The 22,991-nt window shown below is 68.6% G+C and carries 18 protein-coding genes; all 18 read right to left on the bottom strand.

Features of this window, described 5'->3' with window-relative positions; genetic code table 11:
• Positions 1–2: 2 nt before the first annotated feature.
• Positions 3–587, bottom strand: a complete 585-nt coding sequence (locus tag ACJ8AT_RS26105) for a carboxypeptidase-like regulatory domain-containing protein (protein ID WP_407740576.1) — start codon at positions 585–587, stop codon at positions 3–5.
• A gap of 26 nt (positions 588–613) precedes the next feature.
• On the bottom strand, positions 614–1,588 hold the full coding sequence (locus ACJ8AT_RS26110; RefSeq protein ID WP_407740577.1) for a hypothetical protein: 975 nt from the start codon (positions 1,586–1,588) through the stop codon (positions 614–616).
• On the bottom strand, positions 1,585–3,189 hold the full coding sequence (locus ACJ8AT_RS26115; protein ID WP_407740578.1) for a type VI secretion system-associated FHA domain protein: 1,605 nt from the start codon (positions 3,187–3,189) through the stop codon (positions 1,585–1,587). Before ACJ8AT_RS26115 ends, ACJ8AT_RS26110 begins: the two co-directional genes overlap by 4 nt.
• A gap of 137 nt (positions 3,190–3,326) precedes the next feature.
• Positions 3,327–5,960 (bottom strand): type VI secretion system ATPase TssH, encoded by a 2,634-nt coding sequence (tssH, locus tag ACJ8AT_RS26120; RefSeq protein ID WP_407740579.1) that lies wholly within the window; start codon positions 5,958–5,960, stop codon positions 3,327–3,329.
• Positions 5,961–5,991: 31 nt separating this feature from the next.
• Positions 5,992–7,188 carry a type VI secretion system baseplate subunit TssG gene (tssG, locus tag ACJ8AT_RS26125; RefSeq protein ID WP_407740580.1) on the bottom strand — a complete coding sequence of 399 codons (1,197 nt, stop codon included), beginning with the start codon at positions 7,186–7,188 and terminating at the stop codon, positions 5,992–5,994.
• Positions 7,185–8,927: a type VI secretion system baseplate subunit TssF gene (gene tssF / locus ACJ8AT_RS26130; protein WP_407740581.1), complete on the bottom strand. Its 1,743-nt coding sequence runs from the start codon at positions 8,925–8,927 to the stop codon at positions 7,185–7,187. Before tssF ends, tssG begins: the two co-directional genes overlap by 4 nt.
• Positions 8,928–8,955: 28 nt before the next feature.
• Entirely contained in the window at positions 8,956–9,348 is a 393-nt protein-coding gene (gene tssE / locus ACJ8AT_RS26135) for a type VI secretion system baseplate subunit TssE (protein ID WP_407740582.1), read from the bottom strand.
• 68 nt (positions 9,349–9,416) lie between these two features.
• Positions 9,417–9,908 carry a type VI secretion system tube protein TssD gene (tssD, locus tag ACJ8AT_RS26140; protein WP_407740583.1) on the bottom strand — a complete coding sequence of 164 codons (492 nt, stop codon included), beginning with the start codon at positions 9,906–9,908 and terminating at the stop codon, positions 9,417–9,419.
• 168 nt (positions 9,909–10,076) lie between these two features.
• Positions 10,077–11,561, bottom strand: a complete 1,485-nt coding sequence (gene tssC, locus ACJ8AT_RS26145) for a type VI secretion system contractile sheath large subunit (protein ID WP_407740584.1) — start codon at positions 11,559–11,561, stop codon at positions 10,077–10,079.
• Between the two features lie 36 nt (positions 11,562–11,597).
• Positions 11,598–12,092, bottom strand: a complete 495-nt coding sequence (gene tssB, locus ACJ8AT_RS26150) for a type VI secretion system contractile sheath small subunit (RefSeq protein WP_407740585.1) — start codon at positions 12,090–12,092, stop codon at positions 11,598–11,600.
• Positions 12,093–12,155: 63 nt separating this feature from the next.
• Positions 12,156–13,790 (bottom strand): type VI secretion system protein TssA, encoded by a 1,635-nt coding sequence (gene tssA, locus ACJ8AT_RS26155; protein ID WP_407740586.1) that lies wholly within the window; start codon positions 13,788–13,790, stop codon positions 12,156–12,158.
• Between the two features lie 26 nt (positions 13,791–13,816).
• Entirely contained in the window at positions 13,817–14,752 is a 936-nt protein-coding gene (gene tagF, locus ACJ8AT_RS26160; RefSeq protein ID WP_407740587.1) for a type VI secretion system-associated protein TagF, read from the bottom strand.
• On the bottom strand, positions 14,740–18,366 hold the full coding sequence (gene tssM / locus ACJ8AT_RS26165) for a type VI secretion system membrane subunit TssM (RefSeq protein WP_407740588.1): 3,627 nt from the start codon (positions 18,364–18,366) through the stop codon (positions 14,740–14,742). Before tssM ends, tagF begins: the two co-directional genes overlap by 13 nt.
• 12 nt (positions 18,367–18,378) lie before the next feature.
• Positions 18,379–19,110 carry a DotU family type IV/VI secretion system protein gene (locus tag ACJ8AT_RS26170; RefSeq protein WP_407740589.1) on the bottom strand — a complete coding sequence of 244 codons (732 nt, stop codon included), beginning with the start codon at positions 19,108–19,110 and terminating at the stop codon, positions 18,379–18,381.
• Positions 19,111–19,113: 3 nt separating this feature from the next.
• Positions 19,114–20,499, bottom strand: coding sequence for a type VI secretion system baseplate subunit TssK (gene tssK / locus ACJ8AT_RS26175; protein WP_407740590.1), 1,386 nt, complete (start codon positions 20,497–20,499; stop codon positions 19,114–19,116).
• Positions 20,496–21,065: a type VI secretion system lipoprotein TssJ gene (tssJ, locus tag ACJ8AT_RS26180; RefSeq protein WP_407740591.1), complete on the bottom strand. Its 570-nt coding sequence runs from the start codon at positions 21,063–21,065 to the stop codon at positions 20,496–20,498. The genes tssK and tssJ overlap by 4 nt, the downstream gene beginning before the upstream one ends.
• A gap of 180 nt (positions 21,066–21,245) precedes the next feature.
• Positions 21,246–22,016, bottom strand: a complete 771-nt coding sequence (locus ACJ8AT_RS26185; RefSeq protein WP_407740592.1) for an Imm49 family immunity protein — start codon at positions 22,014–22,016, stop codon at positions 21,246–21,248.
• Positions 22,017–22,060: 44 nt separating this feature from the next.
• The coding region (locus ACJ8AT_RS26190) for a hypothetical protein (RefSeq protein WP_407740593.1) at positions 22,061–22,991 on the bottom strand (931 nt) is incomplete at its 5' end.

Below are 22,991 nucleotides of genomic sequence, written 5' to 3' on the forward strand. Positions count from 1 at the left end.
CCTCAGGCCGCTCGCCAGTCGCTCGCGTCCATCCCCGGGAACTCCACCTGGCAGTTGCCCTGGGGAATCCCGTCCAGCCGGATCCGGCCCTTGTCGTCCGACACGCTCTCTTTCACCGTGCCATCCGCCAGCTTGATCCGCACCCGCCGCCCCGCCACCGGCTCGCCGTCCTCGTCCTCGAGGACGATCCCCACCCAGCTCGTGGGCTCGGACTCATCCTCCCAGTCCGAATCCTCGGCCTCTTCCCGCTCCGCGGGGATGAACACGGGCCGGGACACCTTGAGCAGCGCCAGGCGATCGCTCTCGAACGCCGCCTCTAGCTCCGTCCACACGTGCTCCAGGAACGAGCGCCGCTCGAGGCTGGACAGCCCCGAGCGCATCCGCCCTCCCAGCGCCTCGTAGACGTCCAGCAGCGTCCGCTCCGCCGAGAGGTCTCCCCTCCAGCCTTGCAGGCGCCAGAGGACGGCGTCCGCGGGGATCCGGTGCTCCTCCTCCTCGGAGTGAACCTCGAGGCCGCGGACGACGAGGTACTCGTCCATCAGCCCTCTCAGCCGCCAGGTCCGCCGGTATCCAGGATCGTTCGCCATGGGGAATGCCCTGCCCCCAGTCTACCCTACGGCAGCACCTCGGTCGCCCCGGGCTCCAGCAGCTGCGTCCACACCGAGGGCCTGTCCACCGCCATCCGGCTCTGGTTCACCTGGATGAGCCGCTCGTCCTGGGCCTTGCGGAACAACCGCGGCGGCGACGAGGGCTGCTTCGGATCGCTGTCCTTGGCGGCGATCTGCTCGGCCACGTGGATGCCGTCCGGCGCCACGGTCAGCGCCGCGGCGTACTCGTACTTGCGCAGCCACTTGCCGGTCAGCGGCTGGGTGGCCGTGCGGCTCAGGGCGATGTTCGCCGGCTGCATGCACTTGCCATCCTGGCCCACCAGCGGCTCCGCGACGAAGCGGTTGCCGCGCAGCGGCATGATCCGCACCATCCGCTGGCACGTCTTGGGATCGTCCTTCCCCCAGCACCGCTCGCCATCCACCAGCAGCACCTCGCTGCCGCCAATGCGCTCCATTCGGAGCCGCGCGCTCTTGGGCAGCGCCTTCAGCGTCCCGAGCGACCGCACCGCCAGGCCTCGCGGCGTGGCCTCCACCAGCGCCACCGGGCCCATGGCCTCCCCGTTCGAGAACCGCCGGACGATGGCCCACACCAGCTTCAAGTCCAGCCGCATCTCCGTGACGACCATGTCGTCCACCGTGAGCGGCTGCACGGGCAGCGGCGTGCCCTCGGGCTCCGTCACGGAGCACTCACCGGGGGCCGGGTCCTGCCAGAGGATCGGCGTGCCCATGCAGTCCGTGGGCGGCAACGGCACCCTGCCGGTGCCCGGATCATACCCGTTGATCAGCAGCTGGAAGAGCGCCTCGGGCTTCCACACCGCCGGAGACACCACCTTCATGGCCGCGGGCAACTCCGAGAAGCACAGCGCCCGCACCACCGGCTCGCGCACCGGAGCCTCGTGCTTGCAACTCAGCCCCGCCACTCCCAGCGCCACCAGCACCCACCGCAGGGCATAAGCCCCACGCATCCCCTTCGACGTCATGACTCCTCCTCGGCCTCACCGCCGTCCTCGTCTTCGTCCTCCCCGGCGCCACCCTTGTTCGCCGCATCTCCCACGATGGCCAGATAGGCCTTGGCGAACTCAGGCCCGAACAGGACAGCCGTCAGCTCCCGCTCCTCCTCCAGGAAGGCCCGGTGCTGCTCCGAATACTTCTCCCACCGCTTTGAGAGGTTGAAGGGCCAGATCCCGCCGAGGCCCTCGCTCAGGCTCTCCGGGCTCAGCCGGTGGAGCAGCCCCTTCACGCCCTCGCGCATGCCGTTGAGCAGCGCGATCTGGTGGATCATCACGTCCACGAAGCCGCCCATGAGCTCCTGCACGCGGCCAGCGCCCTCGGGCCCCTTGAAGTCCAGCAGGTAGCGGAGGATCTCGCGCGTGCTGCGCATCCGGGTGAGCGGGTTCTGATCGTTGGTGACGGGCACCGCCATCTGCTGGCCGAACTGATCGTGCCCCTGGCGCAACTCGATGAAGGCGCGGCCGAACGTCTCCAGCACATCCGCCAGGTGCTCCAGGAAGCGCTCGATGTCCGCCTCGGACTGCAGCCCGCGGTTGTCGGGCAGATAGGAGCGCACGAACCGGTTCAGCAGCTCCCGGGACACCACGTCCATCCGGTTGCTCGGCCCGCCCGCCTGCGCCGCCGAGGCTCCTCCCGTCGCGGGCTCCGCGTGGATCGGACGCCCCAGGTTCTTGGCGATCTCCTGGAACTGGGGCTCCTGCGCCATCTCCGGCATGCGCCGCTGGAGCTGGGCGATGAGCTGCTCGCGATCCTGCTCCGGCAGCGTGTCCACGCCCCTGGACAGCCCCTGGTGCAGCATCTTCCAGGCGGTGCGGTAGGAGTTGTAGAGCGGCACGAGCTGCTGGATGGTGTTCTGCAGCGCCGCCGCCCCACCGGGGGCCTGCGGGAGCACCTGCACGCTGCTCAGGGTCCGCTTGCGCGGGGGCAGAGTCGAAGTCACGGGCGCGGGCTTCTTCCGCGCGGGCTCCTCGTCCTCGCGGACCGTCCGCAGATCCAGCGAGGTGGCCTCGTCGCTCGTGTCCGAGCCCTGCATCGCCGGGGCGATAATGGTCCTCGGGCTTACCCCCCCTGCCTCCGCCTTCTCCTGCTCCAGCAGGCTGTCCAGGCTGGGCAACAGCGTGGTGCGCTGCTCCTGCTTGCGCTCCTGGACCGGGGTGGGCTTGAAGCTGAGCGCCTCACCCTTGGCGGGCGCCTCGTTCATGATGTCGGCCAGCGCCCGGAACTGCGTCAGGCGGGACGAGTTGTCCTTCACCGCCTTCGAGTCCCGTGAGAACTGGAACTGCACGGAGCCGATGGACACCTCCATCCCAGGAGTGATCCGCGCCGGCACGTTCTTCTCGATGCGCTTGCCGCCGACCGTCACCCCGTTGGTGGACCCGAGATCCACGATGGAGATGGAGCTCTTGTCGAAGCGCACCAGCGCGTGGAACAGCGAGACGAAGGGACGGGCGAGGGAGATGTCGTTGAGCTGATTGCGGCCAATGCGCACCGGAGACGTGGTGAAGACGAACTGCTTCTCCATCGGCGGATGGGACTCCACGTCCTTGATGCGGATGACCAGGGGCAGCATGGCCTTCTCCTATGCCGAAAGGAGGAGGCAGCCAAGGGGGTGCCTCGCGAAGAGGGTGCGGCAAACGCCAGGAGGGGGCCTCCGGTTCCCCCGGGGCCCCCTTTTTACGCGCCCCAGCGGGCGCTGTCCCCCCTTAATTACGCCTGGGAGAAGGCCAGATCCCAGTCGCCGCTGGGGCTCAGGCCCACGCGCAGGTGCGAGGGCGTGGAGCCGCTGGCCAGGTGCTCGAGCAGCTCCCGGGACAGCTGGGGCATGAGCGAGGCGCGCAGCACGTGGTCCACGTTGCGGGCGCCCGAGTCCATGTCCGTGCACCGGCGAGCGAACTCCTCGATGACCTCCGGGGCGAACTCCGTCTTGATGCGGTGCGAGGTGTGCAGCCGGCCCGCCAGGGAGTTGAGCTTCATCGCGGCGATGTCCTTGAGGATGTCGCGAGCGATCGGCACGTAGGGCACCACGGACATGCGCGCCAGCAGCGCCGGCTTGAAGTGCTTGCTGAGCGCCGGCTTGATGGCCTCGCGCACCGCCTCGATGGTGGGGGGCTCGGCGGCCTGGAACATCTGGGTAATGACGTCCGTGGCCAGGTTGCTGGTGAGGATGATGACGGTGTTCTTGAAGTCCACCGTGCGGCCCTCGCCGTCGTTGAGCACGCCCTTGTCGAACACCTGGTAGAAGAGGTTGAGGACCTCGGGGTCCGCCTTCTCGCACTCGTCCAGGAGCACCACCGAGTACGGGCGCTGGCGCACCGCCTCGGTGAGCATGCCGCCCTCGCCGTAGCCCACGTAGCCCGGCGGCGAGCCGATCAGGCGCGACACCGTGTGCTTCTCCTGGAACTCGGACATGTTGATCGTCGTCAGGAAGCGCTCGCCGCCGTAGAGGGCGTCCGCCAGCGCCAGGGCCGTCTCCGTCTTGCCCACGCCGCTGGTGCCCACGAAGAGCAGCACGCCAATGGGAGTGTTGGGGTTGCGGATGCCCGCGGTGGAGGCGCGCACCGTCTCGGCCACCGTGCGCAGCGCCATGTCCTGGCCGCGCACGCGGCCGCGGAGCGTCTCCTCCAGGTTGAGCACCGCGCTCAGCGAGCTGCTGCGCATCTTGCCCACGGGGATGCCCGTCCACCCGGCCACCACGCGAGCCACCACGTCCGAGTCCACGTCCGCGTGCACCATGGGCGACTCGCCCGCCACGCGCTGGAGCGCCTCGCGCGCCGCCGTCACCTGGGCCTTGAGCTTCTCCTTGTCGGCTGGCTCCTTGGCCGTGTTCAGCTCCGCCTGGGCCTTGCTCAGCGCGTTCACCGCGGCGCGCTGCTCCTCCCAGCGCGCACGCAGGGTGGCCACCTGATCCTGCACGGCCTTGAGCCGCTCCTCCACCGGCGTGTCATCCTCCGGCGGCGGCTTCTGCCCCGCGGCCACCTCGCGATCCCGGGCGGCCTTCTCGCTCTCCAGGGAGGCCAGCTTCGCCTCCAGCTCCACCAGCTCGTCCGGCCGGGCGCTCTGCTCCAGCTTCACGCGCGCCGCCGCCGTGTCCAGCAGGTCCACCGCCTTGTCCGGCAGCAGGCGCCCGGAGATGTAGCGGTGAGACAGCTCCACCGCCGCCACCACGGCCTCCTCGCGGATGGTGACACCGTGGGCCTTCTCGTAGACGGAGCGCAGGCCGCGGATCATCAGCACCGCGTCCTGCTCCGAGGGCTCGTCCACCTTCACCGGCTGGAAGCGCCGCTCCAGCGCCGGATCCTTCTCGAAGTATTTCTTGTACTCGGACCAGGTGGTGGCGGCCACGGTGCGCAGCTCGCCGCGCGCCAGCTCCGGCTTGAGCAGGTTGGCCGCGTCACCGCCGCCCTGCGGACCACCGGCGCCGATCAGCGTGTGCGCCTCGTCGATGAAGAGGATGATCGGCTTGGGCGAGGCCTTCACCTCGGAGATGACGGCCTTGAGCCGGTTCTCGAACTCACCCTTCACGCCCGCGCCCGCCTGGAGCAGGCCGAGATCCAGCCCCAGCAGCTCGAAGTTCTTCATCGACTCGGGCACGTCTCCCTGCACGATGGCGCGCGCCAGGCCCTCCACGAGCGCCGTCTTGCCCACGCCCGGCTCGCCCACGATGATCGGGTTGTTCTTGCGGCGCCGGGACAGCACGTCGATCACCTGACGGATCTCGCGATCACGGCCGAAGATCGGATCGATCTTCCCCTCGCGAGCCTTGGCCGTGAACGAGGTGGTGAACCGCGAGAGCGCATCCTCGCCCCGAGGCGCGGGCGCCCCACCCGCCGGAGCCGCCGCCGCACCCGCCGCGGCAACCTCCGGCGCTTCCTTGGAGGTGCTCACCACATCCTCGAAGGCCTTCTTGAGCGCCTCGGTGGAGATGGCATCCAGCTCCGGGTAGGACTCCGCCGAGTACCGGGACGAGCGAGCGATCCACTGCGCCATCAGCGCGCCCGAGCGCAGGCGCAGCGCGCCGTGCTCCAGCGAGGCCAGGAGCCACGCATCCTCGAACCACTGGAAGAGGCTCTCGGAGAACACGGGCCGGGCGGCATTGCCGGTGCGCAGCCCGCGCAGCGTGTCCTCCACGCGCGAGAGCACCTTGGCGCGGTCCACCTGGAAGTGGCGGAGGATGATCGAGGCCTCGCCCTCCTCGTCCTCCAGGAGCTGCCGGAGCATGTGCTCGGGGATGATCTCGTAGGCTCGGGCGCTGCTCGCCCGAGAGACGGCCCCTTCCAGCATGCGCGTGGCAGTGGAGGTCAGACGCCGGACGAGAGACTTGGGTTCAACGCGCATCAGCATGCTCCTCTACGGTGAAAGAATCCGCGAAACGCTAGGGACTGGCCGAAGCCTCACTCCCCGAGAGCGAAGGCAGCGGGACGATCCTTGTCCTTATGCGAGGAACGGCAGCCTGTCGTCCTCCCAGATAGGTATTGCGCCCGAGCCGGGCCGGTGCCTTGGGCCCCAGCCGGAAGGCGCCCAGGACGTCCTCGCTCACGCCCAGCTCCAGGGCGCACTCGAGCGGATCGCGCACCACCAGCGTGACCACCTCGCGCACCAGCTGGCTCAAATCCCCCTCGGGCAGCAGGCGGTGGTAGGTGGGCCCATCCAGCGGGGCGATGCCGATGACGAACTTCCCGGCGCGATCGAACAGCTTGCCGCCCAGCATGGAGGTGCGGCCCAGGTGCGAGTTGAGCTTGCCCAGCTTCATCCGCTGCTCGGACTCCACCTCCACCCAGCTCCCGGCGAACTGGCGGACGGTGATCCGGGCCTGGCCCAGATCGTTGCGCAGCACGTCCATGAGCCCCAGCTCCAGCGTCCGAGCCGTGCGCGCCCGGGTCGCCAGCAGCGGCGCCAGCCGCAGGAGCTGCGCCACGGACAAGCCCACCGCGGGGCCGCGCTCGTACGTGTCCAGGCCCGCCAGCGCCAGCACGCGGCGGGACCAGACATCATCCCCGGCGCGAGTCGCCTCGCCCTCCGGCATGTACCGGGACAGCGCCCGGTACAGCAGCGACAGCAGCCGGTGGTGGAAGAGATCCAGGAACTGCCGCCGCAAGGGCCGATCCGGATCCTCCTGGGCGATCTCCTCGACCATGTAGCCCGGCAGCGGAGACGACGCGCCGGTGAGCCCCAGGAACGTGGTGACCACCTCGAAGATGTGCTTCGGGCCGCCCTGCGCCTCGCCCCACTCCGACACGCGGGGCACCAGCCGCACCTGGCTCACGTCGCCGGAGCTGAAGACGAGCGACGGATCATGCCTGAAGCGAATGGCCTCCTCGGCCGGGGGCCCGTCGCCGCCCACGCGCACGGCGCTCGAGGTCAGCCGCTCCAGCAGGGCCACCAGCTGGAGGAAGCGCACGTCCCCCGTGGCGAACTGGAGCGCCGCGTCGAGCCGGAAGCGGATGGTCTGATCTCCACCGCCCTGAGCGCGCACCTGCATCGCGCCCGAGGTCAGGCGCTCCAGCCGCGAGGCCAGCGAGAGCGTCGCCAGCTCTCCAGACTCGTCCTCCGGCGTCGCCTCGTCGCTCATAGGATCGGCTGACGCCCGTTGCGTGGCGGCCAGCGGTACTCCGCCTGAGAGGGTTGGATGCGCAGCAACACCTCGCTGAAGGCGTTGAGGCTCACGTAGGACGCGAAGATCTCGTCCAGCACGCTGCCGAAGAGGAAGGCATCTCCCAGGCCGGTGAAGCCCGCCTCCTCCACGTCCACGGTGACTTGGGTGCCGCGCACGGGCGTGCCTTGCAAGAAGCGCGTGGCCGGCTTGCCCGTCACGTTCCGCAGGGACTCGACGCGGAGCTGGTTGGCCCGAGCCGCCGGCTGATCCGCCGTCGCCTGGAAGTTGTACAGCTCCAGCAGGGCCTTGAGCGCGCCGGGATCCAGCAGCGAGCGCTGGTTGAGCGCCAGGTGAGACAGCAGCCGCCAGTGCAGCTCCGAGCCCAGCGGCGGCCGCACGGGCTTGGTCACCGCCATGATGTTGCGGAACTTCGCCGTCGTGGGAGACGCGGGCGTCGGCATGCTCAGATCGCCCACCTGCAGCCGCGAGGGCAGCGAGCGGTTGGTGCACGTCAGATCGATGGAGAGCGTCTCCTCGGTCGCCGTGGGCATGGCATCTCGCGGGCTGCCCAGCGACAGGAACGTGTCGATGCCGTCATTGAGCGGCGACTGCGAGCGGCGCAGCCGGAAGAAGCGCGCGTTGTCCCCGGTGTTGTGCGCGAAGTCGAAGAAGGGCCGGTAGTCGAGCCGATCGTTGCGCCCCGCCTGCAGGCCGGTGACGGTGTCCACCGAGTAGACTTCCATGTGCTCGGGATCCAGCCCCGCGGCGCGCAGCAGGTGCTCGTGCCCCAGCGCCCCCACCCGGATTGGATCCGAGGACGTGGTGAAGAGGTTCACCACCGGCGCGCAGTGCAGCTTGAAGATGTCCTTGGGCACGCGCCCGGGCAGCGGCGGCGGCCGCTCGAACTCGAAGGCCAGCTCCAGCCGCTGGCCGGTGATGGACGCGGCGGCCTGGAGCCCCCGCACCTCGATGAAGAGGAACTTCTGCGGCAGGGTGAAGTACTCCTGCAGCATCCGGTAGCCCTCGGGCGCCCGGGCCGGCCACGGCAGCAGCTGATCGTCCGGAGAGAAGCCCACCGCGCGCAGGTTGCTCGGAGGCAGCCGCACCGGCTCGCTCCCGGCCGCGCCGCGCACCAGGATGCTCTTGCAGTGCCGCATCAGCCACACCAGCAGCGTGGAGCTGACGGCCGGCTCGCCGTGGATGAAGAGCGAGAAGCCCTCCTCCTGGAAGATCTCGCCGCGCCCCTGCTCCGCCATCTGCAGCTGCACGCGCAGCACGGGCGAGAGCTGCGTGGACTGATCCAGCACCGTGTCCACCAGCGTCAGCGGCAGCAGATCCACCGGCCGCGTGGTGCGGAACACGCACGTGGTCCCATCCACCGGCTTGGAGCCCACCTCCGCGCCCGCCGGGATGCGCGAGCGCCCGCGCAGCAGCCGCGCGTGGGGGCTGAACTCCACCACCGAGCACGAGGGCAGCACGCGCAGGTAGTGCGGCAGCAGCAGGTCCACCAACCCGTGGACCACCTCCGGCACCGCGTCGTCAATGCGCTCGCGGATGCGAGCCGTCAGGAACGCGAAGCCCTCCAGCAGGCGCTCCACGTCCGGATCGCCGCCGCGCTCCACCAACATGCCGGCCAGCGCGGGGTTGGCGCTGCCGAACGCCTTCCCCATCTCCCGAAGATATGCGAGCTCGCTCTGGTAGTACTTGCTGAACACCCGTGGCTCCCGCCTGTCACCGGCACGCTCACCAGACCTCGACCTTCCCTCCCGGTGACATCTGCGTCCGGAACCGCAGCACGCCTCGGGCACTCTTGTCCGCGGGCTGCGCGGTGATCTCGAACCGCAGCACCAGGGGATCCTCGTCCGGCACGTGGCGGACGCTGACGTTGCGCAGGCGTGGCTCGTACTCGAGCACCGTGGCGCGGATGGTCACCTGCAACGTCTGGATGGCCGAAGGGAACGAGTGGACCAGGTCCGTGAAGTCCACCACTCCGAAGTTCGGCACCGTCACCGAGTCTCCCTTGCGCGTGTTGAGCAACACCCGCAGGTGCTCGACGATGGAGGTGGAGACGTCCGCGTTGCGCGAGGACGTCCCCTCCTCCAACTCGATTCGTGACAGAAGCCCGCGCCCCGCCACTGTCGTGTCCTCTCCGAGCTCCGCCGCCGCGCGCCCGCTTCAACCCGGCGCACGGCGAGCAAGAGAGCTCAGCGCTGCTGATCCCAGGTGTCCTCGTGCGTCACGCCACCGTTGGTGTACGTCCACCCGATGGTGTGGAACACGAACGTGACCTCCTCGAGCGGCGGCTCGGTGGAGGAGGCCGGGACGATGGTGTCCGGCACGATCTGCTTGATGCTGGCGATGCGGCCCTTCTTGAAGCCCACCGTGTAGAACTGCTCGGTGGTGCCGTCGCCGGTGGGGTTGGGGCGGAAGAACTTGAAGGTGGCCTCGATCACCTGGTTCTCCGTGAGCGCCTTCATCAGCAGCGGCGAGGCCTTGTCGATGCGCTTACGGATGAGCAGCGGCTGGTACTGGCGCCGGCCGGTGGCGATGCCGGAGCCGGCCTCGCGTGCGGTGATGACGGCCTGCTCGTAGTAGACGCACTCGATGGAGTCCTGACGGCCGAGGCTCACCTGGGTGCTCTCACCCTTGATGTCCGTGCCGTTCGACTTGAGGAACAAGTGTACTGTCTCAGCCATTGGCTTCTCCTTCTTCCGCTTTCTTCTGCGTGACTGACTGCTCGTATTGAAGCTGCCTCGGAGCCCCCCTCCCAGGAGAGCCCGGAACCGCGAATGTAGCCGCCGGATCCCACACCCCGGCGGCTACGAGCGCCATGAGGGTTTCCCCTTAGGCACCCTCGAACTCCCTCACTCCTTGTCGAGCTTGCCGACCAGGGACAGCGTGAAGGAGGCGCCCATGTACTTGAAGTGGGGGCGCACCTGGAGGTTGCAGCGGTACCAACCCGGCTGGCCCTCCACGTCCTCGACCTTGATCTTCGCCGAGCGCAGCGGGCGCTTGGAGCGCACCGAGGGCGCCGGATCATCCATGTCCGCCACGTACTGGCCGATCCACTGGTTGAGCTCGCGCTCGAGATCCGCGCGCTCCTTCCAGCTGCCGATCTGCTCGCGCTGCAGCACCTTCAGGTAGTGCGACAGGCGGGACATGATGAACATGTACGGCAGCTGCGTGCCCAGGCGGTAGTTCGTCTCGGCCGCCTTGCCCTCGGGGCTGTTGCCGAAGAACTTGGGCTTCTGCACGGAGTTGGCCGAGAAGAAGGCCGCGTTGTCGGACTCCTTGCGGAACACCATGCCGATGAAGCCCTCCTCGCTCAGCTCGTACTCGCGCCGCTCGGTGAGGAGCACCTCGGTGGGGATCTTCGTCTGGATCTCGCCCATGGCCTCGTACTGGTGCAGCGGCAGGCTCTCCACCGCGCCACCCGACTGCGGGCCGATGATGTTCGGGCACCAGCGGTACTTGGCGAACGAGTCCACAATGCGGCTGGTCAGCGCGATGGAGGCGTGGCCCCACAGGTAGCGCTCGTGCTGGCCGATGACGTCCTCGTTGAAGTTGAAGGACTTCACCGAGATGGTCTTCTCGCCGTAGGGCAGCCGCAGCAGGAAGCGCGGCATGGCCAGGCCCACGTAGCGCGAGTCCTCGCTCTCGCGGAAGCTGTGCCAGCGGGCGTACTGCGGACCCTCGAACAGCGACTTCAGGTCCTTGAGGCCCGGCAGCTTCAGGAAGGAGGTCTCCCCGAAGAACTCCGGCGACGTGTTGGCGATGAACGGGGTGTGCGCCATGGCCGCCACCGCCGCGCACTTCTGCAGCAGGGCGATGTCCTCCGGGCCGGGCCCGAAGTCGAAGTTGGCGCAGATGGTGCCGTAGGGCTTGCCACCGAACACGCCGTACTCGTTGGAGTACACCAGCCGGTACAGGCCGGACTTCACCGTCTCGGGGGCGTCCTCGAAGTCGGTGAGGAGATCTTCCTTGGTGGCGTTGAGCATCTCCACCTTGATGTTCTCGCGGAAGTCCGTGCGATCGATCAGGAACTTCAGCCCGCGCCAGGCGGACTCGAGCGCCTGGAGCTTGGGGTGGTGGAGGATCTCGTTGACCTGGGCGCTGAGGCGAACATCCACCTCGGCGATCATCGCGTCCACCAGGGCCTTGTCCACGCGCTCCGCGGAGCGGCCCGGGGCCAGCATCTCCGCGATGAAGGCCTGAACGCCCTTGCGAGCGACGTCATAGCCGTCGTCGCTGGGCTTCATCTTCGTCTCGGCGAGGATCTCGTCGAGCAGGGAGTTCTGGGCTTCGGTTGTCGTTGCTGCGGCGCTAGCCGCCTTGCCTTCAGTGCTCATCCGTATTCACGCCTCTCTATGCTTGCGCGGCGGTGGCTACTTCTTGTCTCCGCCCATTCCCAGCTCCGCCATCAGCTTCTGACGGCCCTCGGTGTCTCCGAGCAGGGCTTGGATCTTCTTGCGGAAGGCCGGCACGTTGCCCAGCGGCCCCTTGAGGGCGTTGAGCGCGGCGCGCAGCTCCAACAGCTGCTTGAGCTGGGGCACCTGGTTGACGATGCCCTCGGGAGTGAAGTCCGCGAGCGTCGAGAACTTCAGCGACACCGCCATCTCCGCGCCCTTCTCGCTGGAGAGCTTGTCGGCGACGTTGATGTCCAGCCCGAGGTTCTGCTTGCTCATCACCTCGCTGAAGTTGGACTTGTCGATGTTGATGGGGGCGCGCTCCTCGACGGGGCGGTCATCCTTGCGGCCGGTGTAATCCCCCACCATGAGAATCTTCAGCGGCAGCTCGACTTCGGCCTGCGCGCCTCCGGTCTCGGACTTGTAGACGATGTTGACGCGCTCTTTCGGCGCGACCGAACCTTCCTTGCTCACCTCGTGACCTCCTGGTTGGGGACGGCGTTATCCCGCGCGGACTCACCGTAAGAGGCCCCCCTCTCACAGAGACACCCTCAGGGCAGCGCTGGGATCAATCAGACATAGGCGATGATACCGGGCGTTGAACTCCGACACCAGCGCCTCGGGCGCTTTGGGCTGGGGACGGGAAACCCCCAACAGGCCCTCCAGGCACTCGGCGGTGAGCGCTGGTTCCCACACATCCAACCCACGCTCGACGGCCTCTCGATCGAGCGCCTCGTACAGAGCCCTGGCTACGTTACCCTGACCGCTGGCGGCGCAAAGTTTCGCGAGCGCCAGCCGGGCCTTGAATCGCCTGCGGCTGGAGGTGGCTCCCTCCACGCGCCTCTGGAGCATGGCGATCGCCTCGGGAGCCTTGCCGCCGCCCAGGAGCTTGCGGGCCTCGGAGAGCGCCGCGGCCTCGTCATCGCCGTCCTCGCCCTCGGCCTTGGAGGAGGTGGTGGCTCCGCCCGCCGCGGCCGGAGGCGCCAGCTCCGACTCCAGCCATGCGCGCGTCTCGCCATTGGCCACCGGCGAGCCATCGCCAAACAGGAACTTGGGCACCGCGGGCATGCGCTTGAGCCACGCGCCCAGCTCGCCCAGCAGCGCCTGACGCGCGGGCCCGAAGGTGGGCCCCAGCTCGGCCAGCGCGCGGGCGCTCAGGTAGTGCAGATCCACCCAGAAGCGGTGCTGCATGAGCGCGGACTCGGCCTCCTCCAGCACCTCGGCCCACTTGCCGTTGGTGGCCATCTTCTCCAGCTGCGTGCGCAGCGCCGGAGGCGGCGCGGGGATCGACGTCTTGCCGCTGGCGTCCGCGGGGGGCGGCTGCACCAGGTGCAGGTACAGGCCAATGCGCAACATCCGGTAGGACTGCGGATCCGTGGCCACCGCGCGCCGCAGCGTGCCCGCGGCGCTCACCAGCGCAGAGCCCGTCTGGCGCAGGAAGTCGGTGACGCCCTCGGCGCCGGACATCGCCGCCACGGGCGGCGTGCTGACGGACGGTGGAGGCGGCGCGGCCACGGGCACCGTCACCGGAGCAATGGCAGGCGGCGGCGGCACCGAGGTGGTGGGCTTGGCCTCGACCGGCGGCGGAGGAGGCGGCGGCGCCTCCGCGGGCAGCGAGGCCTTGAGGCGTTGGACGCTCTCGAGCAGCGGCCGGACGGCGGGGCCATTGGCCTCGAACTTCTGCCGCGCCACCTCGGCCAGCCGGGCGGCGGCGACATCCAACGCCTCCACGCGCTCGCGGGCCCCAGCATCCACCTGCGTCTCGCCCAGCGTCTTGGAGGTGCGCTCGATCAGCCAGCCCAGCGCGTTGACGCGGCCCCGCAGGCGCGCCAGCTCCGGGAAGAGGCCCGGCCAGTAGCGGTCCATGATCTCGGAGACCAGGACCAGCCCGGTGGCGAGCCCGTCGAGCCCCTGTGTCTGGTACAGGCCATAGGCCAGGTACGTGGCGATCCGCAGATCCTTGGAGACGGTCTGGAGCACCTTGCCGCTGGAGTCCAGCACCATGTTCCAGTCGATCTGGCCGCCCGTCACCGCCTCGAGCTTGGCCATCTCGGTGACGACGGCCTCGTACTGAGGATTCGTCTTCGCGGCCGCGCCCGCCGGAGCCGCCGCGGAGCAGGGCTCGATCCAGCTCTTCGCCTTCTCTCGGAGTTGTTCGATCGAGACTGCCATGTCACCCATCCCCTGTTGAACTTGCCTCAGCTGGCGAACGCCAGGACCACCGACTCCGCCGTGGAGCCCGCGTCATCCAGGGCCTGGCGCTGCTTGGAGTTGAGCGCCTGCTTCGCGGTCTCGATGGCATTGGCCGCCTTGGTGCGCAGCGGCCACAGCTTCATGCTGGAGTGCTCCGGCTTGGCCAGGTGCAGCAGCAGCGTCGAGGACGGCGGCCCGAGCGACACCAGCAGCCGGGGGCTCGGCCCGGCCTGCCAGAAGAGCGACGGCGTCATGCCGCGCCACTGCAAGAGCCGCCGCGCCATCTCCACCCATGGATACGGCCCCGTCTCCTCCGGGAAGGGGCAGTCCAGCGTCACGCCGGGCTTGGAGGGCTCCTTCCCCCGCTCGGCCGCGCACGCCATCATGAAGGTGCGGAAGGCGTAGTACTGCGCGCCCGCCGGAGCCCCATCTGCCGTGAACTGCCGCACCAGCGAGGACGCCGGCGCCGCCAGGGCCCTGCGCCGGTACGTGTCCGCGGCGGCGGAGTCTCCCGCGGCGTGAGCGTTCAGCGCCTCCATCCGCTGGGTCAGCTCATCAGCGGACAGCCTGGCCGAGTCCGCCAGCAACTGCCTTGTCGCGGCGAAGAAGGCCTGATGCGAGCCGTGCAGCGTGGCGGCGTTGCCCGACACTGGCCCGAGATCGATCGGCACGTAGACGCAGAGCGGGAAGTGCCGCCCCACCTTGTCCGTGCTGGGCGCCATCATCCCCACCAGCGCCTGACGGCCACCGGCGGCGGTGTAGACGAAGCAGATGGGCTCGGCTGGGAGCGTGAGGTTGGCGCGGCGAACAGCCTCGTGCCCCTCCTCCAGCCACTTGTGGAACTGCGCCGAGACGGGATCGGCGGCGTTCCAGCGGATGAAGTCTCCCTGACAGGGCGCCTTGCCCAGCAGCGCCACGGAGTTGGCTTTTACCCCGAACATCCGGCCCCCTTTCCGATCATCCGCGGAGGAGCGACTCCCGGCGCGCGGAACGGCTGGAGCATCCCGGTACCGGGGCCGGGGGAGACACCGAAGAACGGCGTGGCCGTGCGCGAGGGGCGGAAGTCGATCACCACATCCGCGCCCACCGACGGCATCTTCCACGTCACCGAGAACACCCGCGCGCCCTTGTCCACCTGCGGCGCGCCGATCTCCATCAGCCGGAACAGACCCCACTCGCCATCCTGATCGAGCGTCTCCACCTGGCCGCGGTTGTTGCGCACCTTGATGAAGGCGCCGGACTTCTTGCCATCTCCAGGCCAGCTGAACGGGTACCACTCCTCGGGGCCGTTCTTGTACTCCACGGACTTGCCGTCCACCGAGAAGGTGATGGAGGCCAGCTGCGGCGAGGGCCGGATGTGGATGGTGAACTGCATGCCCGGATCCTGGGCCCGCGGCGCGAACAGCGAGCTGGTGATGTCATCCGAGCGCGACAGGAACTGGAACAGCAGCGGCTGGAGCGACACGCCGCCCACGCCGTGGACGGCCTTGTAGTTGGAGCCCACCTTGCGCACGTTCTCCTTGAGCTCGGCGCCGTAGAAGCCCCACACCGTGCCGGCATCGGGCCGGTAGAAGTCCGCCACGTCCTGCAGCGCCGCGTCATGCCCCGTCTTGTTGAACGGGTAGCGGTTGAGCAGGTTGCGCTTGAAGGTGTCCGACACGTCGCTGCACCACTTGTCGTTGAGCTCTCCGCCCGCCTTGCCGCTCACGGAGCTCGAGGCCGTCTCCAGCGGCGGCATCAGGACCTTGTTGAAGAAGGGCCGGACGTTGGGGTCCTCCTGGCCGTTGATGAGCGACTGGACCGTCACCTTGGCGGTGGTCAGGCGGGCCATGGCCTGCTTGCTCGCCGTGGGGTTCTCCGCGAGCTCGCGGAGCGCATCCCGGACGAACACGAGCTGCTCCTGGTACTGGTCGAGCGCCACGGACTGGGGGGGCGCATCGTCCGTGGCGGGCTTCGGCGGGACACCGAACTTCACCATCGAGTCGAAGGCGGCCTGCACGTGCAGCGGAGTGAACTGGATCTCGCCTGTGTCCTCGCCGCCGGAGGCGAACTTGACCCCGGTGTTCATGAGATCCTTGGCGTCCTTCGAGGCCTTCTTGTCGAGCTTCTGCTTGATCTTGCCGAGGATGTCTTCGCCCACCTCTTCCGCGGCGCTCTTGTTGGGCAGCTTGGTGTTGTAGGCCACCGCCTGGAACAGGCGCGCCAGCGGAGGCGGCTTGCCGCGCGTGAACTCCTCCAGCTCCGCGAGCACTTCGGTCTGCCCGCCCGGACGCGACACCTCGATCGAGTCCAGGAAGGCCTGCCACTCGTTGATGTAGGTGGAGAAGTAGAGCGACTCCAGCTTTTTGATCTGGCGCTCAATCTCCGCGTCGGTGCTGTTCTTGGTGTCCCGGTTGAGCACCCAGAGATCGGCGTTCTGCAGCGGCGACTCGAGCCGCTCGCGCACCACCTTGTCCCAGCCCTTGCGGGTGAAGGCGCTGCGCACCACGCCCTTGGACTTGATGTTGGAGGCGGTGCCTCCCAGGATGCTGGAGAGCTTCAGATCGAACTCGCGCCCCGCGTCCGCGACGATCTGGCTGAGCAGCAGCTGCTCGAAGGGCAGCTTGCTCAGCGCGGTGCGCGTGTCGCCGATGATCTTGTCATTGCGCGTGTAGGCCAGCGAGGGATCCTTGGCCAGCAGCGTCAGGTAGAGGTCCACGTGCCCGCCGAGGATGTCCTGGCGCTCCTTGCTCTCAACGAACCCGGGGCGGGTGCTCCAGCGCTCCTTCAGGTGCGAGACGAGCCAGGCCCGCTCCGCGTCGCCGATGGGCGGCTCCGAGGCCGTACGAGGCCCGGTGAGGAACAGGTTCATCTTGAGCAGGTTGAAGAAGCGCGCGTACTCGTGCTCGTCCGGAGCGCTGGTCTCCTCGCCCTCGTGCTTCTTGGCGAAGGCCGCCAGGTCCTTCATGTCCTGGACGAGCACGGGCTCCACGAAGGTGCGCCGCACGGCCGTGCCGTAGAACCGGCTCAGCGGCGCTAGAAGCTCGTCACCCCGGTACATGCCGAACCGCATCCCCGCGGACGGCCCCTTGCTCAGCTCGTCGATCCAATCGTGCAGCACCTTCAGGTCCTCCACCGCGATCGAGGCGGTGGAGGCGGTGGACCCCGTCGCCTGCTGGGCCTGGAAGATCCTCCGCGTGTCCTGGATCAGATCCCGGTTCTTGAAGAAGGCCACCGTCGGGAACAGGAGGATGAGCACCGCGACGAACAGCCCTCCGCCCGCGTAGGCGTACTGCATCTGACGCTGGCGCCGGTCCTCGGCCGTGCTCTGCACCGCCAGATCCTGATCCGGGAAGATGACGCTGGAGAAGACGTCTCGCAGGAAGTAGCTGCGCGCCTCCACCGAGGACTTGGTGGTGCTCGGCAGCGAGCGCCGGATGCCGAAGGCGTCCGCCATCGCGTTCATCACGCGATCGATGGGGCTGCCCTCCTGCGTGCCGCTGGTGAAGTACACCCCGCGCATCACCGGCGTGTCCGCGTACACGTTCTCCGCGAACAGCGCCTGCACCATGGCGGCGATGTTCGCGCGCAGGCCCTCGAACTGCTGCGGGAAGCGGTAGATGCGCTCGCGCGTCTCGGGGTGGCGCTCCTGGCCCAGGCGCTGGGTGCTGCGCTGCTCCACCACCTCGGCCAGCTCGTCGAAGCGCTCCTTGAAGAGCCCGACCAGATCCTCGCCCTTGTCCATCACCGGGATGGTGGAGCCCCAGATCTGCCCGCGCTCGCTCTTGGCCAGATCTCCGAAGACGTCCACGAAGCCGGCCAGCAGGTCGCACTTGGTGAACATGAGGTAGACGGGGACGATCATCTTCAATCGCTCCATCACCTCGTCCACGCGCTCGCGCAGCCGCTGCGCCAGCTGGATGGTCTCCTCCTCGTCGATGCCGATGATGTCGCCCACGCTCACCGCGACGATGAGGCCGTTGACCGGCTTCTTCGGGCGGTTGCGCTTGAGCATGTCCAGGAAGCTGAACCACTCGTCCCGGTCATCATCCTCGGTGGTGTAGCGGCCCGCGGTGTCGAGGATGACGGCCTCGTTGGTGAGCCACCACTCGCAGTTGCGCGTACCGCCCACGCCCTTCACGCCGCCGCCGCGAGACGACAGGTACGGGAACTTGATGCCCGAGTTGCGCAGCGCCGTGCTCTTACCGGAGCCCGGCGGGCCGATGATCATGTACCAGGGCAGGACCGAGAGGGCTTCCTTGCCACCGCGGCCCCGCGCCAGCTTGGAGCTCTTCAGCGCGGCGATGGCCTTGGTGAACTCGGCCTGCATCTGCTGGACCTCTTCCTGCAGGTCCGGCCGAGCGTTGGCCGCGTGCGCGTCCGCCTGAGCCGACAGCGCCTTCTCGATGTCTCCCGCGGCCTTGGCTGCCTTGATCTGGCGGATCGCGATGAGCGCGATCAGCCCCAGGACGAGGAGCGTGGTGAAGGCGACGGCGATCCAGAGGGGGAGCTGGAACACCAGGACGACCGCCCAGATTGTCGCGGCCGCCAGCGCGGCGAAGATGTACTTGAGCATCCGCTGGCTCCGTCAGGGCTTGGCAGCAGTGGAAGGAGGAGAAGACGTGGCAGCAGCGGCCGCGGAAGGAGCAGGACCCGAGGCGGCCTCGATCTCCTCGACGAGCGAGGAGACGCTGCTGCTCAGGCTCAGCCGCAGCCCGCCATAGACGAGCAGCGCGAAGACGACGACGCCTCCGGAGATGGCCAGCAGCGGCAAGGTCCGCTTGGCCGCCTGCGTGCCGCTGGAGGGCCGCTCCCCATTGGGAGACAGCGTCTCCGTGTCGAACTTGAACGAGGGGGCCAGATCCCGCTGAAGCTGTTCGATCAGCTGCATCAGCTCCAGCTCGCCGCCGCGCACGCGGTAGCGGCCCTGGAACCCGAAAATGAGGCACAGGTAGTAGGCGCGCAGCGCCTCCGTGCGGCGAGGATCCTTGCGGATCTCCTGGAGCTTGGTGAAGAAGCCCTCGCCGGCGCGGTTCTCCTTGAAGTACTGGAACTGCAGCAGGTTGCCGAGCCAGTAGTCGCGGAACTCGTCGGACTTGCTCAGGGCCAGCTCATCCGCCAGCGCGACGAGCGCGTAGGCGATGTCGTCCACATCCTGCTGGGGCAGCCCCTCGTCCCGGGCATTCCTCATCATGTCACTGACGAAGGAGCGCAGGCGCTGCTGCACCTGCTCCGGGGCGGGCAGCGAGCTGGGCTCCGCTTGGCGGATCTGCAGCAGCGCGCCGAAGCAGTCCTTGGTGATGACGTTCAGCCGATCCATGTCTCAGCGCCCCCTGCTGCCTTCCTTCTTACCCGGCACGCCCATCAGCTCCAGCTTCGTCCGACTGGGATCGAACGGCTGCGGCAGATAGATGGCGAGCGTCTGATCCTTGATCGCGTCCTTCCAGTACCTGTCGGTGGTATCGAGCGAGAAGTAGACGACCTTCGGCTTGACCGGGACCTCGGGCGGAGGCCGGAACGTCACGTTCAGCGGCACTCCCGGCGTGGCGGCCTGGATGATGTTGTGGATCTCGTCCCAGCTGGCGATCTTCGCCAGGGCCGGGAGCTGATCCGCGGTCTGCTGCTCCATCAGGTGATCGGCCTTCACCGCGAGGATGAACTGGGTGCAGCGCGCCAGCCGCTCGTCCTCGAGCCGGCCCAGGTGCATGCCGTCCTTGCGCGACTCGAGCGCGATGGCGACGGACTGCTCCAGCGCCACCGAGCGCAGCAGCCCATCCAGCCGCTGGAAGAGCCCCTCGAAGGTGACGCGCAGGTTGGTGTACTGGAACTTGGGCAGGTTGGCCGGATCCGAGTCCGCGGAGAACGTGGAGAGCTGTCCGGCGGCCTGACTCAGCAGCAGGTAGAGGAACTGCGGCGACATGTCCGCCGTCTCCACCGCGTGGGCCACCTGGGGGATGAGCCCGTTGAGCGCGCTGAGCTGCAGGAACTTCGTCACGTCCGCGCCGGTGAACTCCAGCGAGGCCTCGTCCCGGTGGCGCCGGGTGTCGGACAGCTCGCGCTGCTTGCCGTGCATGGACTTCAACAGCTGCCGCAGGTTCGCCAGGATGTAGGGCGAGGCGGAGATCCGCAGGCACGGCGGGATGTAGCTGGGCGACAGCACCGCGGCGCCCGTCTTGTCCCGCACCAGCTCGCCGATCTTGATGCTCTCGTAGTCCTCGCGCGGCTCGGTGCCGAAGAGGAAGCGGATGTTGCGCTGGGCGAAGGCCACCGCGGACACGGACTCGGTGGTGATCAGATCCGCCACCGAGCGGCTCACCACGCTGAAGCGCGGCGCCGTGGAGGACCCATTGGCGTCGCCATAGCTGGCCACGCCGTCGCGCTCGCGCGCCACGCCCAGGTACACGTCCAGCGACTTCTTCGAGGCGCCGAAGTGCTCCTCGATGGGACGGGCGGCGGGCTCCTCGGGCTGGCCCCGCTCGAAGGTGACGGGCAGGCCGTCCGGCAGGATGCCGAAGAAGCGCAGCAGCTGGAGCTGCCCGGCCGCCAGCGCCTTCTCGTCCACCTCCATCTCCACCACGCCCCAGTCATAGGGCGTCATCGCTCCCAGCCGGGCCGACAGCAGGGACTCGTGGTACAGGTCCGCCTGCTGCATGTGCTGGGGATTCATGAACATCCCCTCGGACCACACGACGCGCTGAGGAATCTTCATCCTCGCCCCTCCGCCCGGCCTCGGGCCTCGACCCGATAGTCCTCGAGATAGAAGTGAAGCGGGGCGGACTGCCCTGGCTTCTTCGCGGCGGCGCAGAGCTCGGGCGTCACCTCTGGCAGCCGCTGGATGGAGCGCCACACCTGGCCCGCGGGCCGGCGGAACACGCCCAGCACCACGATGAAGTTTGCCTTGGGATCGCGCGAGAGCTGCCGCGTCAACGTCCGTCCCGGCTCCAGCGTCAGCTCATCCGTCGCGATCAGATCGTCCTCCAGGATCTCCTTGGGACGCTGGTACACGTCCTGGAACTCCGCCGCCTCCAGGCGCCGGATGTCCTTGAGCTGGAGCACCTGGACGATCGTCGAGAGCGAGCTCCCCCGATCATCAGGATTGAGGCGATCGCTCGCCTCGAGGAGCACGGAGATTGGAGGGGGCTCCTTGCAGGGCTCGGCCGGTGCGGAGGCGTGAGCACATGCTCCCAGCCACACCACGAACCCCAGCGCGAGCGCCGTCCGCCATCCGCATCCCCCCCCGCTGCCCCAGACCTGCAGCCACCTGCCGGCCAGCATGCAAACCCCTGTCAGAACACGTGGAAATCGGGCGAACGCTGCCACACCGAACCGTTCAGTTCAAGGCAGCTGCCCAATTCGCGTGGGCCCCCTGGGCGCGCTTCCCAGGCAGGTAGCCACCTCCCGAGGCGCACCTGAACCCGGCACGTCGGGCCGCGGCGCCCCACGTCCGCGAGCCGCTCAGCCCGAGATACGACGCCATGAGTCAGGCGGAAGGTTCGCGGGAGGAGGCTCTCGGGCGATGGAGGGAACCTGGAGGTAGTCCTCCTCCGTTGTCAGCCCCTGGGCCTCGGCGAGCCGCACCAGGGCCAGGCCCTCCACCGACAACATCCCCTCCGTGAAGCGCACCTCGTCCGCCACGCTCCCCTCTTCGGCCAGCTTCTCGTAGTGATCCTGGCGCTCCGACAGGAACCGTTCGAGTGCCGGGTTGAACGCCTCCTCATCCTTCGCCAGCAGGGCCTGGCAGAGCTCGAGCCGGATGTCCTCGGCGTCCTGCAGGGCCTTGGCATAGCGCGTCAGGAGCGCCTGGCTGTCCGCGGCGGAGGCCCGCAGGAAGAAGTGCTGCATGAGGAACTCGACGAAGAGGAAGTCCTCCTCGTACTCCTCGCCCTGGGCCCAGGTGCGCCGGGAGTCGCGGGCGATCAGCGCCGCTCCGTCCAGATCGCCGGCCGCGATGGCATCGAAGAACGGCAGGGCCTTGCTCGTGCGCTTGCGGGCATCATCGGCGCGAGACAGGAAGTGGGCGAAGGCCCGGCTGCTCTGGTGCAGCCGCCGGTGGAACGTCCGCGGGGTGGCGGTGAGGAAGAGCTCCCCGATGCCCGCGATGCGGAAGTTGCGGCAGAAGGTGAGCACCGTGCCGAGCTCGCACCGGGCGCTGAGCACCTCGGGCAGCAGCTCCTCGTTCTCGGCCAGGGCGTTGTTCACGAAGACGGGCAGGAACTGAGAAGTCATCGCGGGCAGGACCCTCGCCGGGAGTGGAGTGGGAGCACGTACACCTAGGAGGCGGGCTGGAGCGAGAGGCAGCCCACCTCTCCCCCCTCGGAGCTGGAGACTACCAACGCATGCGGGGTGCGGGCGTGGCCGCGCGACAGCTCATGGACGGCCAGACACGCCCCGAGCGCGCCACTGGCGGCCCCCACATCTCCCACGGAGACACATGGCAGATGCAGGCGCGGCTCGGCCACCCGGCCCGCAAGGCGCACCAGCGCGCTCCCCCACTCCATGGCCCGCCAGGACTCGCCATTGAGATCCGAGTACACCTCGCCGCGAAAAGCCCCCTGGAGCGCGGACTGCTCGAGCGCCTCCCGGATGCACGCCGCGAGCGCCACGCCCGTATTGGGCTCGCCGGAGAGGAAGGAGTGGGACTCCTGGCCCGTGGCGATTCCGGTGACGAGCACCGGCGCAACGGCTCCCCGCCGAGCGGCGCTCGGCTGCGTCTCCAGGAGGAGACAGGCGCCCGCCTCGCCAGGGCTCAGCCCGGTGGGCACCGCCTCCGTCTTCAGACGCCGGGAGCCCGCGAGCCACTGCAACGTGAGCGGATCCAGATAGGAGTCCACGGCGGCGATGAGCACCCGATCGAGGCCCCCGCGTGTGAGCTGCTCCACGGCCCGGTGCACCGCGGTGGCCGTGCCCGCATGCCCCAGGCCGACGACGTCCAGGTGCTGCTGGCTCAGCGGCAGCGCCAGCGCGTTGTACAACGGAGCGAGGAAGGCCTTCCGGAGCGCCTCCTCCCCTTCCCCGTCCTCGTTCTGGAACCGGGCGTCATTGGGACGAGGGGTGACGGTGATCAAGCCGGTCTTCTGCCAGAACCGCGTGTCCTTCGCCTCCGGGAGGCCCGTGGTGCCAAGCAGATCCCGAGCCGCCCCCCGAGCGAGCCGCAGCCAGCGGCCCACCATGTTGAAGCCCTCGGTGTACCCGTGGATGGGA

It is taken from the genome of Hyalangium sp. (genome assembly GCF_045802625.1).
GTDB lineage: Bacteria > Myxococcota > Myxococcia > Myxococcales > Myxococcaceae > Hyalangium.